This window comes from Metapseudomonas resinovorans DSM 21078 (assembly GCF_000423545.1).
Lineage (GTDB): Bacteria > Pseudomonadota > Gammaproteobacteria > Pseudomonadales > Pseudomonadaceae > Metapseudomonas > Metapseudomonas resinovorans.
On the sequence record NZ_AUIE01000050.1, the window covers coordinates 1 to 16,072 of the forward strand.

Here is a 16,072-nt window from a genome sequence, read left to right on the forward strand (position 1 = left end):
TCCAGCAGCTCAGCGTCGTCAACCATGTCGGCCTTGTTCAGGAACACGACAATGTAAGGAACGCCTACCTGACGAGACAGCAGGATGTGCTCGCGAGTCTGCGGCATGGGGCCGTCAGCAGCGGAGCAAACCAGGATCGCGCCATCCATTTGGGCGGCACCGGTGATCATGTTCTTCACATAGTCAGCGTGACCAGGGCAGTCAACGTGAGCGTAGTGACGAACGGCGGAATCGTACTCAACGTGGGAGGTGTTGATGGTGATACCGCGAGCCTTCTCCTCCGGCGCGTTATCGATCTGGTCGAACGCACGAGCGGAGCCGCCCCAGGTCTCGGAGCAGACCTTGGTCAGAGCAGCAGTCAGAGTGGTCTTGCCATGGTCAACGTGACCGATGGTGCCAACGTTGACGTGCGGTTTGTTACGTTCAAATTTTTCTTTAGCCACGACAGTAAACCTCTTACTTAAAGGGCTGAATCAACCTTGTTTTTTAACCAGTGCTTCGACGACATTCGACGGAGCTTCGGCGTATTTGGAGAATTCCATGGAGTAGCTCGCGCGACCCTGGGACATGGAACGCACGTCGGTCGCATAACCGAACATCTCGCCCAGCGGAACCTCGGCACGGATCACCTTACCGGAAACGCTGTCTTCCATCCCCTGAATCAGACCACGACGACGGTTCAGGTCACCCATCACGTCACCCATGTAGTCCTCAGGAGTCACCACCTCTACCTTCATGATCGGCTCAAGCACCTTACCACCACCCTTCTGGGCCAGCTGCTTGGTTGCCATGGAGGCAGCGATCTTGAACGCCATTTCGTTGGAGTCAACGTCATGGTACGAACCGTCGAAGACGGAGGCCTTCAGGCCGAGCAGCGGGTAGCCGGCAACAACGCCGTTCTTCATCTGCTCTTCGATACCCTTCTGGATCGCCGGGATGTATTCCTTCGGAATCACACCACCCACGACTTCGTTGGTGAACACCAGACCTTCGGTGATGTTGCCCTTCTCGTCGACTTCAGCAGCCGAGAAGCGGATCCAGCAGTGACCGAACTGACCACGACCACCGGACTGACGAACGAATTTGCCTTCGATCTCGACGTTGTCCTTGGTGATGGTTTCACGGTAGGCCACTTGAGGCTTACCGATGTTGGCCTCAACGCCGAACTCGCGCTTCATGCGATCGACGATGATGTCCAGGTGCAGCTCACCCATACCGGAGATGATGGTCTGACCGGACTCTTCGTCGGTCTTGACGCGGAAGGACGGATCTTCCTGGGCCAGCTTGCCCAGAGCGATACCCATCTTCTCCTGGTCTGCCTTGGTCTTGGGCTCCACGGCGACGGAAATTACCGGCTCCGGGAAGTCCATGCGCTCAAGGATGATCGGCTTGTCGAGATCGCACAGCGTGTCACCCGTGGTGACGTCCTTCATGCCGATCAGCGCAGCGATGTCGCCAGCACGGCATTCCTTGATCTCTTCACGCTGGTTGGCGTGCATCTGCACCATCCGACCTACGCGCTCTTTCTTGCCTTTTACCGAGTTCAGCACGGAGTCGCCGGAAGCGAGGACGCCGGAGTAAACACGAGCAAAGGTCAGAGTACCGACGAACGGGTCGGTCGCGATCTTGAACGCCAGAGCGGAGAAAGGCTCGCTATCGTCTGCACGACGCTCGTCGACGATCTCCTCGTTATCCGGGTTGGTACCCTGGATCGGCGGAATCTCGGTCGGAGCAGGCAGGAAGTCGATCACGGCGTCGAGAACCAGGGGCACGCCCTTGTTCTTGAAGGAAGAACCGCAAACAGCCGGAACGATTTCGCTAGCCAGAGTACGAGCACGCAGACCAGCCTTGATTTCTTCGGCGGTCAGCTCACCCTCTTCCAGGTACTTGTTCATCAGCTCTTCGTTGGCTTCGGCAGCCGCCTCAACCATGTTGGAGCGCCACTCTTCAGCCAGATCCTGAAGCTCGGCCGGGATCTCCTCCTCGCGGTACGTAGTACCCTTGTCGTCTTCGTTCCAGTAGATCGCCTTCATCTTGATCAGGTCGATCTGGCCCTGGAAGTCGTCTTCAGCGCCAATAGCCAGCTGAACCGGAACCGGAGTGTGGCCCAGACGGTTCTTGATCTGACCTACAACGCGCAGGAAGTTGGCGCCGGCACGGTCCATCTTGTTCACGTAGACGATGCGCGGCACGCCGTACTTGTTGGCTTGACGCCATACAGTCTCGGACTGCGGCTCAACGCCGGAGGTACCACAGAAGACCACGACCGCACCGTCGAGCACGCGCAGCGAACGCTCTACTTCGATGGTGAAGTCAACGTGGCCGGGGGTGTCGATCACGTTGACGCGGTAGTTGTCGAACTGACCACGAGAACCTTTCCAGAAGGTTGTTACAGCAGCGGAGGTAATGGTAATACCACGCTCCTGCTCCTGAACCATCCAGTCGGTAGTGGCGGCACCGTCGTGCACCTCACCCATTTTGTGGCTGAGACCTGTGTAGAACAGGATCCGCTCCGTCGTAGTGGTCTTACCGGCGTCTACGTGTGCGCAGATACCGATGTTACGGTAGCGGTTGATAGGGGTTGTACGAGCCACGAAAAAATCCTCGCTAGATTAGAAGCGATAATGCGAGAAGGCCTTGTTGGCCTCTGCCATGCGGTGCACATCTTCACGCTTCTTGACAGCAGCGCCTTTGCCATCGAAGGCATCCAGCAGCTCGCCCGCGAGACGCAGGGCCATGGATTTCTCGCCACGCTTGCGCGCGGACTCGACCAGCCAGCGCATGGCCAGGGCATTACGACGGGACGGACGAACTTCGACCGGAACCTGGTAAGTAGCACCGCCTACGCGGCGGGACTTGACTTCGACCAGCGGAGCGATGGCGTCGAGAGCTTTCTCGAAGATCTCCAGGGGATCGCTGTTCTTGCGTGCTTTGACGGTATCCAGGGCACCGTAAACGATGCGCTCGGCTACGGCCTTCTTGCCGCTTTCCATCACGTGGTTCATGAACTTGGCGAGAATCAGGCTTCCGTATTTCGGATCGTCCAGAATCTCACGCTTGGCTGCTACACGACGTCTTGGCATTGATAAGCCCTCAAACGGTCTTCAGGTTAGCCCGGGACCATAACCATTCGGTTACGCCCGACCTTACTCTTATCGACTCAATGAATAAAAAAACTGTTAAACGCCGAATTATTTCGGACGCTTGGTACCGTACTTGGAACGACCCTGCTTACGGTCTTTAACGCCGGTGGTATCCAGCGAACCGCGCACAGTGTGGTAACGCACACCCGGAAGGTCCTTTACACGACCGCCACGGATCAGCACTACGCTGTGCTCTTGCAGGTTGTGACCTTCACCACCGATGTACGAAGTAACTTCGTAGCCGTTGGTCAGGCGAACACGGCACACTTTACGCAGTGCAGAGTTCGGCTTCTTCGGCGTGGTGGTGTAGACGCGGGTGCAAACGCCGCGACGCTGCGGGCAGTTTTGCAGCGCAGGTACGTCGGATTTCTCGACGATACGGCTGCGCGGCTTACGCACCAGCTGGTTAATAGTTGCCATCTATAGCTCCACTGTTGTCTTTCGACATAAACAAAATGACAGAGCCAAGCGCCCTGCCAAATTTAGGGGTGCATGAGTCTAAAGAGACTCATAGCCCCCGTCAAGGCAAAGCCCCCGGCGGTAAAGACCGCCGGGGGTTTGCACTCAATTGCTGCTCGAGTTCAACGCTTCGGTCAGCGCCGCTTCCACTTCGCTGGCGCTGACGCGGAGCGGCTTGCCGGCTTCGCGCTGACGCTTGCGCTCACTGTGGTAGGCCAGACCGGTACCGGCCGGAATCAGACGACCTACCACCACGTTTTCCTTCAGGCCGCGCAGGTAGTCGCGCTTGCCGGTAACCGCTGCCTCGGTGAGGACGCGAGTGGTTTCCTGGAAGGACGCCGCGGAAATGAACGACTCGGTGGACAGAGAGGCCTTGGTGATACCCAGCAGAACGCGCTCGAACTTGGCGATGAAGCGATCTTCAGTCGCCAGACGCTCGTTCTCTTCCAGCACCTGGGTCAGTTCCATCTGGTCGCCCTTGATGAAACTGGAATCGCCGGACTCCGCGATCTCGACCTTCCGCAGCATCTGACGCAGGATGGTCTCGATGTGCTTGTCGTTGATCTTCACGCCCTGCAAGCGGTACACGTCCTGAATCTCGTTGACGATGTACTTGGCCAGCGCGCTGACACCCAGCAGACGCAGGATGTCGTGCGGGTTGCTCGGGCCGTCGGAGATAACTTCGCCGCGGTTCACCTGTTCGCCTTCGAACACGTTGAGGTGACGCCACTTCGGAATCAGCTCCTCGTACGGATCGCTGCCATCGTTCGGGGTAATGACCAGACGGCGCTTGCCCTTGGTCTCCTTACCGAAGGAGATGGTGCCGCTGACTTCCGCCAGGATCGAAGGCTCTTTCGGACGGCGAGCTTCGAACAGGTCGGCCACGCGCGGCAGACCACCGGTGATGTCGCGCGTCTTCGAGGTTTCCTGCGGGATACGGGCGATTACATCACCCACACCCACCTGGGCGCCGTCGGCCACCCCCACCAGGGCGTTTGCCGGCAGGAAGTACTGCGCAGGCACATCAGTGCCCGGCAGCAGAAGTTCCTTGCCGTTGGCATCGACCAGCTTCACAGCCGGACGGATGTCCTTGCCAGCGGCCGGACGGTCCTTCGGATCAAGAACCTCGATGTTGGTCAGACCTGTCAGCTCGTCGGTCTGACGCTTGATGGTGATGCCCTCCTCCATGCCGACGAAGGTCACAGTACCCTTCATTTCGGTCACGATCGGGTGGGTGTGCGGGTCCCACTTGGCGACGATTGCGCCCGGGTCGACCTTGTCGCCTTCCTTCACCGAAATCACAGCACCGTACGGCAGCTTGTAGCGCTCGCGCTCACGACCGAAGTCGTCGGCCACGGCCAGCTCACCGGAACGGGACACTGCCACCAGGGCACCGTCCAGACGCTCGACATGCTTCAGGTTGTGCAGACGGATGGTGCCGCCATTTTTAACCTGGACGTTGTCAGCCGCGGAGGTCCGGCTAGCCGCACCACCGATGTGGAAGGTACGCATGGTCAGCTGGGTACCCGGCTCACCGATGGACTGGGCGGCAATTACGCCAACCGCCTCACCGATGTTCACCTGGTGACCACGAGCCAGATCACGGCCGTAGCACTTGGCGCAGATGCCGTAGCGGGTTTCGCAGGTGATCGGCGAACGCACGATCACTTCGTCGACGCTCATGCGCTCGACAAACTCGACCCACTGCTCATCGATCAGGGTGCCGGCAGGAACGATCACTTCGCCATCGTCGCTACCCGGCTTGAACACGTCACGGGCAATAACACGACCCAGTACACGCTCACCCAGAGGCTCGACCACGTCGCCGCCTTCGATGTGCGGCGTCATCAGCAGGCCGTGCTCGGTGCCGCAGTCGATCTCGGTCACTACCAGATCCTGGGCGACGTCTACGAGACGACGAGTCAGGTAACCGGAGTTCGCGGTCTTCAGGGCGGTATCCGCCAGACCCTTACGAGCACCGTGAGTGGAGATGAAGTACTGCAGTACGTTCAGACCTTCACGGAAGTTCGCGGTGATGGGGGTCTCGATGATGGAGCCGTCCGGCTTGGCCATCAGGCCACGCATACCGGCCAGCTGACGAATCTGTGCAGCCGAGCCCCGCGCACCGGAGTCCGCCATCATGTACATGGAGTTGAAGGACTCCTGGTCGACTTCCTTGCCCTCGCGGTCGATGACCTTCTCTTTCGAGAGGTTGGACATCATCGCCTTGGACACTTCGTCGTTGGCCTTGGACCAAAGGTCGATCACCTTGTTGTACTTCTCGCCCTGGGTTACCAGGCCGGAGGCGTACTGGGATTCGATCTCCTTCACTTCCTCGGTGGCGGCGTCGATGATGCGCGCCTTTTCGTCCGGAATGACGAAGTCGTTCACGCCGATCGAGACACCAGAAATGGTGGAGTAAGCGAAACCGGTGTACATCAGCTGGTCAGCGAAGATGACGGTGTCCTTCAGACCAACCACGCGGTAGCACTGGTTGATCAGCTTGGAGATCGCCTTCTTCTTCATCGGCTGGTTGACCACGTCGAAGGACAGGCCGGCCGGCACCACCTGGAACAGCAGCGCGCGACCGACAGTGGTGTCGACGATGCGAGTGTTCTTGGAGATAGAGCCGTCCTTTTCCTTCACGACTTCCTTGATCCGCACTTTCACGCGGGCGTGCAGGGACGCCTCGCCGGCGCGGAACACGCGGTCGACTTCCTGCAGGTCAGCGAACACGCGGCCTTCGCCCTTGGCGTTAACGGCTTCGCGGGTCATGTAGTACAGACCCAGTACCACGTCCTGCGACGGCACGATGATCGGCTCGCCGTTGGCGGGGGACAGGATGTTGTTGGTGGACATCATCAACGCACGCGCTTCCAGCTGGGCCTCGAGGGTCAGCGGAACGTGAACGGCCATCTGGTCACCGTCGAAGTCGGCGTTGTACGCAGCGCAGACCAGCGGGTGCAGCTGGATAGCCTTGCCTTCGATGAGGACCGGCTCGAACGCCTGGATACCCAGGCGGTGCAGGGTCGGCGCGCGGTTCAGCAGTACCGGATGCTCGCGGATGACTTCGGCGAGAACGTCCCAGACCTCGGGCAGCTCGCGCTCGACCATCTTCTTGGCCGCCTTGATGGTGGTGGCCATACCGCGGGCTTCCAGTTTGCCGAAGATGAACGGCTTGAACAGCTCGAGAGCCATCTTCTTGGGCAGACCGCACTGGTGCAGGCGCAGGGTCGGACCGACGGTGATTACCGAACGGCCGGAGTAGTCCACGCGCTTACCGAGCAGGTTCTGACGGAAACGACCTTGCTTACCCTTGATCATGTCGGCCAGGGACTTCAGCGGGCGCTTGTTCGAGCCTGTGATGGCACGGCCGCGACGACCGTTGTCCAGCAGGGCATCGACAGCTTCCTGCAGCATGCGCTTTTCGTTGCGCACGATGATGTCCGGAGCAGCCAGGTCGAGCAGGCGCTTCAGGCGGTTGTTACGGTTGATGACGCGACGATACAGATCGTTCAGGTCGGAAGTCGCGAAGCGGCCGCCATCCAGCGGAACCAGCGGACGCAGGTCCGGCGGCAGGACTGGCAGGACGGTCAGCACCATCCACTCAGGATGGTTGCCGGAGTCCTTGAAGGCCTCCATCAGCTTCAGACGCTTGGACAGCTTCTTGATCTTGGTTTCCGAGTTGGTCTGCGGGATTTCCTCGCGCAGGCGGCCAATCTCGTGCTCCAGGTCGATCGCGTTGAGCAGTTCGCGAACAGCTTCGGCGCCCATGCGCGCATCGAAGTCGTCACCGAACTCTTCGAGAGATTCGAAGTACTGCTCGTCGTTCAGTAACTGGCCCTTTTCCAGGGTGGTCATACCCGGATCGATCACCACGTAGCTCTCGAAATAGAGCACGCGCTCGATGTCACGCAGGGTCATGTCCAGCAGCAGGCCGATACGCGACGGCAGGGACTTCAGGAACCAGATGTGGGCGACTGGCGATGCCAGCTCGATATGGCCCATGCGCTCACGGCGCACCTTGGCCAGAGCGACTTCCACGCCGCACTTCTCGCAAATCACACCACGGTGCTTCAGGCGCTTGTACTTACCGCACAGGCACTCGTAGTCCTTCACCGGGCCGAAGATCTTGGCGCAGAAGAGGCCATCACGCTCCGGCTTGAAGGTACGGTAGTTGATGGTCTCCGGCTTCTTCACTTCACCGAAGGACCAGGAACGGATCATCTCGGGCGAAGCCAGTCCAATACGGATGGCATCGAACTCTTCGATTTGACCCTGGTTTTTCAACAGATTCAGCAAGTCTTTCAAGGCCTTTCCTCCTCACGGACCCGCTACGACCAGCCTTGACCAGCCGTAGCGTTTTGGGCGTCGCGTGTTATTCGGTTTCCAGTTCGATGTCGATGCCGAGCGAGCGGATCTCTTTGATCAACACGTTGAAGGACTCGGGCATGCCGGCCTCCATGCGGTGATCGCCGTCCACGATGTTCTTGTACATCTTGGTCCGGCCGTTCACGTCGTCCGACTTCACGGTCAGCATTTCCTGCAGGGTGTAGGCGGCACCGTAGGCTTCCAGTGCCCAGACCTCCATCTCCCCGAAACGCTGGCCACCGAACTGCGCCTTACCACCCAGCGGCTGCTGAGTAACCAGGCTGTAGGAGCCGGTGGAACGTGCGTGCATCTTGTCGTCGACCAGGTGGTTCAGCTTGAGCATGTACATGTAGCCGACGGTGGTCGGACGCTCGAACTGATTACCGGTACGACCATCGAACAGGCGCATCTGACCGCTTTCCGGCAGGTCGGCAAGCTTCAGCATCGCCTTGATTTCGCTTTCCTTGGCACCGTCGAACACTGGGGTGGCCATGGGTACGCCGCCCTTCAGGTTGTTCGCCAGATCCAGGATTTCCTGGTCGCTCAGCTCGCTGAGGCTTTCCTGACGTCCGCCGATCTCGTTGTAGATCTCGTGGAGGAACTCGCGCAGTTCAGCAATCTTGCGCTGCTCTTCCATCATGCGGTTGATCTTCTCGCCCAAGCCTTTGGCCGCGAGGCCCAGGTGGGTTTCAAGGATCTGCCCAACGTTCATACGAGACGGTACGCCCAGCGGGTTCAGAACGATGTCCACAGGAGTGCCATTGGCGTCGTGCGGCATGTCTTCGACCGGCATGATCACGGAGACCACACCCTTGTTACCGTGACGGCCCGCCATCTTGTCGCCCGGCTGGATGCGGCGCTTGATGGCCAGGTAGACCTTGACGATCTTCAGCACGCCTGGAGCCAGGTCATCGCCTTGCTGCAGCTTGCGCTTCTTGTCTTCGAACTTGTCGTCCAACATCTGGCGACGGTCAGACAGGTAGGCCTGGGCCTTTTCCAGCTGCTCGTTCAGGGCGTCTTCCGACATGCGCAGCTTGAACCACTGGCCGCGCTCGAGGCCGTCGAGGTACTCGTCGGTGATCTCGGTGCCCTTCTTCACGCCAGCGCCGCCTTCGGCAACCTGGCCAACCAGAGCGGAACGCAGTCGCTCGAAGGTAGCACCTTCGACAATGCGGAACTCTTCGTTCAGGTCCTTGCGGATCTCATCAAGCTGCATCTTCTCGATGGACAGCGCGCGGCTATCACGCTCGACGCCATCGCGGGTGAAGACTTGCACGTCGATGACGGTACCTTTGGTGCCAGTCGGCACACGCAGGGAAGTGTCCTTAACGTCGGAAGCCTTCTCACCGAAGATCGCGCGCAACAGCTTCTCTTCTGGAGTCAGCTGGGTCTCGCCTTTCGGAGTGACCTTACCGACCAGGATGTCGCCAGCCTGCACTTCAGCACCAACGTAGACGATACCGGCTTCGTCCAGCTTGTTCAGCGCTGCCTCACCCACGTTCGGGATGTCCGCAGTGATTTCCTCTGGGCCGAGCTTGGTATCACGCGCCACACAGGTCAGTTCCTGGATGTGGATAGTGGTGAAGCGGTCTTCCTGGACCACACGCTCGGACAGGCAGATGGAGTCTTCGAAGTTGAAGCCGTTCCAAGGCATGAACGCCACGCGCATGTTCTGCCCGAGAGCCAGCTCGCCCATGTCAGTGGACGGGCCGTCAGCCAGGATGTCGGCACGAGCGACCACATCACCCTTCTGCACCAGCGGACGCTGGTTGATGCAGGTGTTCTGGTTGGAACGGGTGTACTTGGTCAGGTTGTAGATGTCGACACCGGCTTCGCCGGTTTCAACTTCGTCGTCATTGACGCGAACTACGATTCGACTGGCATCGACGGAGTCGATCACGCCGCCACGGCGAGCTACGACGCAAACGCCGGAGTCGCGAGCTACGTTGCGCTCCATGCCGGTGCCGACCAGGGGCTTGTCGGCACGCAGGGTCGGCACAGCCTGACGCTGCATGTTCGAACCCATGAGTGCACGGTTGGCGTCATCGTGTTCGAGGAACGGAATCAGCGAGGCAGCGACGGACACGACCTGCTTCGGCGAAACGTCCATCAGGGTCACGTCTTCAGGCGCCTTGACGGTGAATTCGTTCAGGTGACGCACGGCCACCAGCTCGTCGACCAACTGACCTTTCTCGTTCATCGTTGCCGATGCCTGAGCGATAACGTGGTCAGCCTCTTCGATGGCGGAGAGGAAAACGATTTCGTCAGTCACCTGAGTGCCGTTCACAACGCGGTACGGGCTTTCCAGGAAGCCGTACTGGTTGGTGCGGGCGTAGGTCGCCAGGGAGTTGATCAGACCGATGTTCGGACCTTCAGGGGTTTCGATCGGGCACACGCGGCCGTAGTGGGTCGGGTGTACGTCACGAACCTCGAAGCCCGCGCGCTCACGGGTCAGACCACCTGGGCCGAGTGCAGAAACACGACGCTTGTGGGTGATCTCGGAGAGCGGATTGTTCTGGTCCATGAACTGGGACAGCTGGCTGGAACCGAAGAACTCCTTGATCGCGGCTGCCACAGGCTTGGCGTTGATCAGGTCCTGCGGCATCAAGCCTTCGCTTTCGGCCATGGACAGACGTTCCTTGACCGCGCGCTCTACACGCACCAGGCCAACACGGAACTGGTTCTCGGCCATCTCGCCAACGCAACGGACACGACGGTTACCCAGGTGGTCGATGTCGTCGACGATGCCTTTGCCGTTACGGATGTCGACCAGAGTCTTGAGGACATCGACGATGTCTTCCTTGCTCAACACGCCCGAGCCTTCGATCTCGGAGCGACCGATGCGGCGGTTGAACTTCATGCGACCAACGGCGGACAGGTCGTAACGCTCGGCGCTGAAGAACAGGTTGTTGAACAGGGTCTCGGCGGCTTCCTTGGTCGGCGGCTCGCCAGGGCGCATCATGCGGTAGATCTCGACCAGGGCTTCCAGTTGGTTGCCGGTGGAGTCGATCTTCAGGGTGTCTGAAATGAACGGACCGCAGTCGATGTCGTTGGTGTACAGGGTCTCGATGCGAACGACCTGGGCCTTGGCAATCTTCACCAGCAGGTCGGTGGTCAGCTCGGTATTGCACTCGGCAATGATCTCGCCGGTGGCCGGATGCACGATGGCCTTAGCCGAGGTACGGCCAAGGACGTAGTCCATCGGGACTTCCAGTTCCTTGATACCGGCTTTTTCCAGCTGATTGATGTGGCGGGCAGTGATACGACGACCCTGCTCTACGATCACCTTGCCGTTCTGGTCCTTGATGTCGAACACGGCGATCTCGCCGCGCAGACGGTGCGGTACCAGCTCCAGGTGCAGGCCCTCGCCCTTCACGTGGAAGACGTTGGTCGCGTAGAAGGCGTTCAGCACTTCTTCGGTGGTGTAGTTCAGTGCGCGCAGCAGGACAGTAGCCGGCAGTTTGCGGCGACGGTCGATACGCACGAACACGCAGTCCTTCGGATCGAACTCGAAGTCCAACCAGGAACCGCGATAAGGAATGATGCGAGCGGAGTACAGCAGCTTGCCCGAGCTGTGCGTCTTGCCACGGTCATGATCGAAGAACACGCCCGGGGAGCGGTGCAGCTGGGACACGATGACGCGCTCGGTACCGTTGATGATGAAGGTACCGTTCTCGGTCATCAGGGGGATTTCCCCCATGTAGACTTCTTGCTCCTTGATGTCCTTGATCGCTTTGTTCGACGACTCTTTGTCGAAGATGATCAGACGGACTTTTACCCGCAGCGGCACGGCGAAAGTCACGCCACGCAGCACGCATTCCTTGACATCGAAGGCCGGCTCGCCCAGGCGATAACCGACGTATTCCAGGGCGGCATTGCCGGAATAGCTGATGATCGGGAAAACAGACTTGAAGGCCGCGTGCAGACCGATGTCACGGAACTGCTCTTTGCTGACTCCCGCCTGCAGGAATTCGCGATACGAATCCAGCTGGATGGCCAGGAGGTAGGGTACATCCATGACGTCCGGCAACTTGCTAAAGTCTTTGCGGATACGTTTTTTCTCAGTGTATGAGTAAGCCATCAGCGTTCCCCAGCTTGGTCACCTGCTTGTTTGGCCCCTCCGACGGGAGTAGCCAGAAAATCTTGCAGACCCCTTGGTCTGCTCCGCCTCCCACTGGAGGTCGGGTCACGTTCCGGGTAGCGTACGGAGACAACCACCTAGAACGGAAAAAGGCCGGTGGCATAAGCCACCAGCCGTCAGCCTTGCGCGGAGCGCACCGGCTGTTGACGCAAGGTCGTCGCTTACTTGAGCTCGACTTTGGCGCCAGCTTCTTCCAGAGCTTTCTTGGCAGCTTCGGCCTCTTCCTTGGAAGCGCCTTCCTTGACCACGCCCGGGGCGCCGTCAACAACTGCTTTGGCTTCTTTCAGACCCAGACCGGTCAGTTCGCGAACGACTTTGATGACGTTCACTTTCTTCTCGCCGGCTTCGGTCAGGATGATGTTGAACTCGGTTTGTTCTTCGACAACAGCAGCGGCAGCAGCCGGGCCAGCAGCAACGGCAGCAGCAGCGGTAACACCGAACTTCTCTTCCATCGCTTTGATCAGTTCAACGATCTGCATGACGGACATTTCGGATACGGCGTTGATGATGTCTTCGTTGGTCAGAGCCATGACTCTAATTCCTGTATTGGTGGACAGCCTTCGCGGCCATCAAAAATTGAACAAAGTAGCGTGAAAGGGACTATGCGGCCTGGATCAGGCAGCAGCGCCTTCTTTCTGGTCGCGAATTGCCGCCAGAGTACGAGCCAGCTTGCTGGTAGCGCCTTGGATAACGCTCATCAGCTGTGCAACGGCTTCGTTGTAGGTCGGCAGGGTCGCCAGTACGTCGATCTGATTGGCTGCGAGGAACTGGCCCTCGAATGCAGCGGCCTTGATCTCGAACTTGTCCTGACCCTTGGCGAATTCCTTGAAGATACGAGCAGCAGCGCCCGGATGTTCGTTGGAGAACGCAATCAGGGTCGGGCCTTTGAACACGTCGTTGAGCACTTCGAACTGAGTGCCGGCAACGGCGCGACGAGCCAGAGTGTTACGCACAACACGTACGTACACACCAGCCTCGCGGGCCTCTTTACGGAGTCCGGTCATAGCGGCTACGGTCACGCCACGGGCATCAGCCACGACAGCGGACAGGCCAGCTTTGGCAGCCTCGTTGACTTCAGCGACGATGGCCTTCTTGTCTTCGAGTTTAATTGCCACGGGTCTAACTCCTGGATGTTACCGTTTCGTCCGGCCGAGGCCGGACGGCGTTTTGGTGTCTGATTCGGCAACCGAATCGGGAGCACCATCTGCGTAGGCTCGGGAATCGATTCCCGGTTTGAGGCTTTCGCCGCCTACGGTCTTGGATAGCCCCCGCCAGGCAGGGACCCCAATACCTGCACAGCGGGCGAGCCCGCTGCGACTTTATTTCTTAGGCTTCCAGCGAAGCCTGGTCGATCTGCAGACCCGGACCCATGGTGCTGCTCAGGGTCACGCGCTGGACGTAGACGCCTTTCGAGGTCGACGGCTTCAGACGCTTCAGATCAACCAGCAGGGCTTCCACGTTCTGCTTCAGCTTGACCGGCTCGAAGTCGACCTTACCCACAGAAGCGTGAATGATGCCGTTCTTGTCAGTACGGAAACGAACCTGACCAGCCTTGGCATTCTTGACAGCGGTAGCCACGTCCGGAGTCACGGTACCGACCTTCGGGTTCGGCATCAGGCCGCGCGGACCGAGGATCTGGCCCAACTGACCGACGACACGCATTGCGTCCGGAGAGGCGATGACCACGTCGTAGCTCAGGTCGCCGCCCTTCATCTCGGCAGCCAGCTCGTCCATGCCAACGCGGTCGGCGCCGGCAGCCAGTGCGGCTTCGGCAGCAGGACCCTGAGTGAACACGGCAACGCGGACGCTCCTACCGGTACCATTCGGCAGAACGGTGGCACCACGAACGACCTGGTCGGATTTACGCGGATCGACGCCCAGGTTAATGGCGATATCCACGGACTCCTTGAACTTGGAGGTAGCCAGTTCAGCCAGCAGTTTGGCGGCGTCCTCGAAAGCGTACTGTTTGCCAGCTTCTACTTTCTCGGCAATTGCCTTTTGGCGCTTGGTCAGCTTAGCCATTACACACCCTCCACGTTCAGGCCCATGCTACGAGCGGAGCCGGCGATGCTACGCACGGCCGCATCCAGGTCAGCTGCAGTCAGATCAGCCTTCTTGGCTTTAGCGATCTCTTCCAGCTGAGCACGGGTAACGGTGCCTACCTTCTGGGTGTTCGGACGTGGGGAACCGCTGGCGATACCGGCTGCTTTCTTCAGCAGTACGGAGGCAGGGGTGCTCTTGGTCTCGAAAGTGAAGCTGCGGTCGCTGTATACGGTAATGATCACAGGAGTCGGCAGACCCGGCTCGAGGCCCTGAGTCCTGGCGTTGAACGCCTTGCAGAATTCCATGATGTTCACGCCGTGCTGACCCAGAGCTGGACCGACCGGCGGCGACGGGTTGGCCTGAGCGGCCTTCACTTGCAGCTTGATATAAGCTTGAATCTTCTTAGCCATGTATAACTCCAGTTACGGGTTCTAGCGCCCAAAGGCTCCCCGATTGCTTTCGCGTTTATCCCAATGACGACAAAACCCCGCAACCTAGGGCTGCGGGGTTGGGATGCCATTGTCAGTTAAGCCTTCTCGACCTGACTGAACTCCAGCTCCACCGGGGTAGAGCGACCGAAAATGAGCACGGCCACCTGGATCCGACTCTTTTCGTAGTTAACTTCCTCAACAACACCATTGAAGTCAGCAAACGGACCATCAATGACACGAACAGTCTCGCCCGGCTCAAACAGGGTCTTCGGCTTCGGCTTGTCGCCACTATCAGCAACACGCCGCAGGATAGCCTCGGCTTCCTTCTCAGTGATGGGAGCCGGCTTATCGGCGGTACCACCAATGAAGCCCATGACGCGCGGCGTATCCTTGATCAGGTGCCAAGTCGCCTCGTTCATTTCCATCTGGACCAGGACATAGCCAGGGAAGAACTTACGCTCGCTCTTGCGCTTCTGGCCATTACGCATCTCCACCACTTCTTCGGTGGGGACCAGAATCTCGCCGAACTCGTCTTCCATGCCAGCCAGCTTGACGCGCTCAATCAGCGAGCGCATGACATGCTTCTCGTAACCCGAATAAGCATGCACAACGTACCAACGCTTAGCCACGGCGCACCTATTAACCAACAATCAACGAAACAAGCCAGCCGAGCAGGGTATCAAGCCCCCACAACAGCAGCGCCATTACCAGCACGACAGCCACAACAATCAGAGTGGTCTGGGTGGTTTCCTGACGGGTCGGCCAAACAACCTTGCGAATTTCCGCGCGAGCTTCCTTGGCAAGAACAAAGAAAGCCTGACCCTTAGTAGTCTGCAGAGCCACAACAGCAGCAACAGCAGCAAGAGCGAGAAGCGCGAGAACGCGATACAGGATCGGTTCAGCAGAAAAATACTGATTACCGACCACACCAACAGCAACAAGAGCCACCACAACAACCCACTTCAGAACGTCGAAGCGTGCTTCTTTGGCTTCAGCCTTGGCATTCATCAGCTAGGATCCTGTGAGAGAAATGCCAGATTCTCATTCTTGGAATCTGGCAGGCCAGGAGGGAATCGAACCCCCAACCTGCGGTTTTGGAGACCGCCGCTCTGCCAATTGAGCTACTGGCCTGTAACAAAGTCAGGCCGACCATTATGCCGGCCTGACACACCAAGATCAAGTCGTTATTCGATGATCTTGGCCACAACACCGGCACCAACGGTACGACCACCTTCGCGGATCGCGAAGCGCAGGCCGTCTTCCATGGCGATCGGAGCGATCAGGGTGACAACCATCTTGATGTTGTCGCCCGGCATTACCATCTCTACGCCTTCCGGCAGTTCGCAGTTACCGGTCACGTCGGTGGTACGGAAGTAGAACTGCGGACGGTAGCCCTTGAAGAACGGGGTGTGACGACCACCTTCTTCTTTGGACAGCACGTACACTTCGCACTCGAACTTGGTGTGCGGCTTGATGGTGCCCGG

General features: G+C 59.0%; 13 protein-coding genes and 1 tRNA gene. All 14 read right to left on the minus strand.

From position 1 onward, the window contains the following. The coding region (locus G559_RS0123180) for a GTP-binding protein (RefSeq protein WP_028630530.1) at positions 1-443 on the minus strand (443 nt) is incomplete at its 3' end. A 30-nt stretch (positions 444-473) separates the two neighbouring features. Then, a complete protein-coding gene (fusA, locus tag G559_RS0123185) occupies positions 474-2,594 on the minus strand; it encodes an elongation factor G (RefSeq protein ID WP_028630531.1) in 2,121 nt (706 codons plus the stop codon). Between the two features lie 18 nt (positions 2,595-2,612). Beyond that, positions 2,613-3,083: a 30S ribosomal protein S7 gene (gene rpsG / locus G559_RS0123190; RefSeq protein WP_016490528.1), complete on the minus strand. Its 471-nt coding sequence runs from the start codon at positions 3,081-3,083 to the stop codon at positions 2,613-2,615. A gap of 108 nt (positions 3,084-3,191) precedes the next feature. Beyond that, the gene (gene rpsL / locus G559_RS0123195; protein WP_003448708.1) at positions 3,192-3,563 is read right to left on the minus strand and encodes a 30S ribosomal protein S12; all 372 of its coding nucleotides are present in this window, start codon (positions 3,561-3,563) and stop codon (positions 3,192-3,194) included. A gap of 144 nt (positions 3,564-3,707) precedes the next feature. Next, a complete protein-coding gene (rpoC, locus tag G559_RS0123200) occupies positions 3,708-7,913 on the minus strand; it encodes a DNA-directed RNA polymerase subunit beta' (RefSeq protein ID WP_028630532.1) in 4,206 nt (1,401 codons plus the stop codon). 67 nt (positions 7,914-7,980) lie between these two features. Continuing rightward, positions 7,981-12,054, minus strand: a complete 4,074-nt coding sequence (gene rpoB / locus G559_RS0123205; protein WP_028630533.1) for a DNA-directed RNA polymerase subunit beta — start codon at positions 12,052-12,054, stop codon at positions 7,981-7,983. 221 nt (positions 12,055-12,275) lie between these two features. Beyond that, positions 12,276-12,644 carry a 50S ribosomal protein L7/L12 gene (gene rplL, locus G559_RS0123210; protein ID WP_028630534.1) on the minus strand — a complete coding sequence of 123 codons (369 nt, stop codon included), beginning with the start codon at positions 12,642-12,644 and terminating at the stop codon, positions 12,276-12,278. Between the two features lie 84 nt (positions 12,645-12,728). After that, positions 12,729-13,229: a 50S ribosomal protein L10 gene (rplJ, locus tag G559_RS0123215; RefSeq protein WP_016490524.1), complete on the minus strand. Its 501-nt coding sequence runs from the start codon at positions 13,227-13,229 to the stop codon at positions 12,729-12,731. A gap of 211 nt (positions 13,230-13,440) precedes the next feature. Further along, positions 13,441-14,136, minus strand: coding sequence for a 50S ribosomal protein L1 (gene rplA / locus G559_RS0123220; protein WP_028630535.1), 696 nt, complete (start codon positions 14,134-14,136; stop codon positions 13,441-13,443). Then, complete coding sequence (rplK, locus tag G559_RS0123225; RefSeq protein WP_028630536.1) at positions 14,136-14,567, minus strand: 50S ribosomal protein L11; 432 nt, start codon at positions 14,565-14,567, stop codon at positions 14,136-14,138. Before rplK ends, rplA begins: the two co-directional genes overlap by 1 nt. 116 nt (positions 14,568-14,683) lie before the next feature. Next, entirely contained in the window at positions 14,684-15,217 is a 534-nt protein-coding gene (gene nusG / locus G559_RS0123230) for a transcription termination/antitermination protein NusG (protein WP_028630537.1), read from the minus strand. Between the two features lie 10 nt (positions 15,218-15,227). Continuing rightward, positions 15,228-15,596: a preprotein translocase subunit SecE gene (gene secE / locus G559_RS0123235; protein ID WP_028630538.1), complete on the minus strand. Its 369-nt coding sequence runs from the start codon at positions 15,594-15,596 to the stop codon at positions 15,228-15,230. A gap of 47 nt (positions 15,597-15,643) precedes the next feature. Continuing rightward, positions 15,644-15,719: transfer RNA gene (locus G559_RS0123240), tRNA-Trp, on the minus strand. 53 nt (positions 15,720-15,772) lie between these two features. Then, positions 15,773-16,072, minus strand: a 300-nt coding sequence (locus G559_RS0123245) for an EF-Tu C-terminal domain-related protein (RefSeq protein WP_028629290.1), incomplete at its 5' end; no start/stop codon positions are given.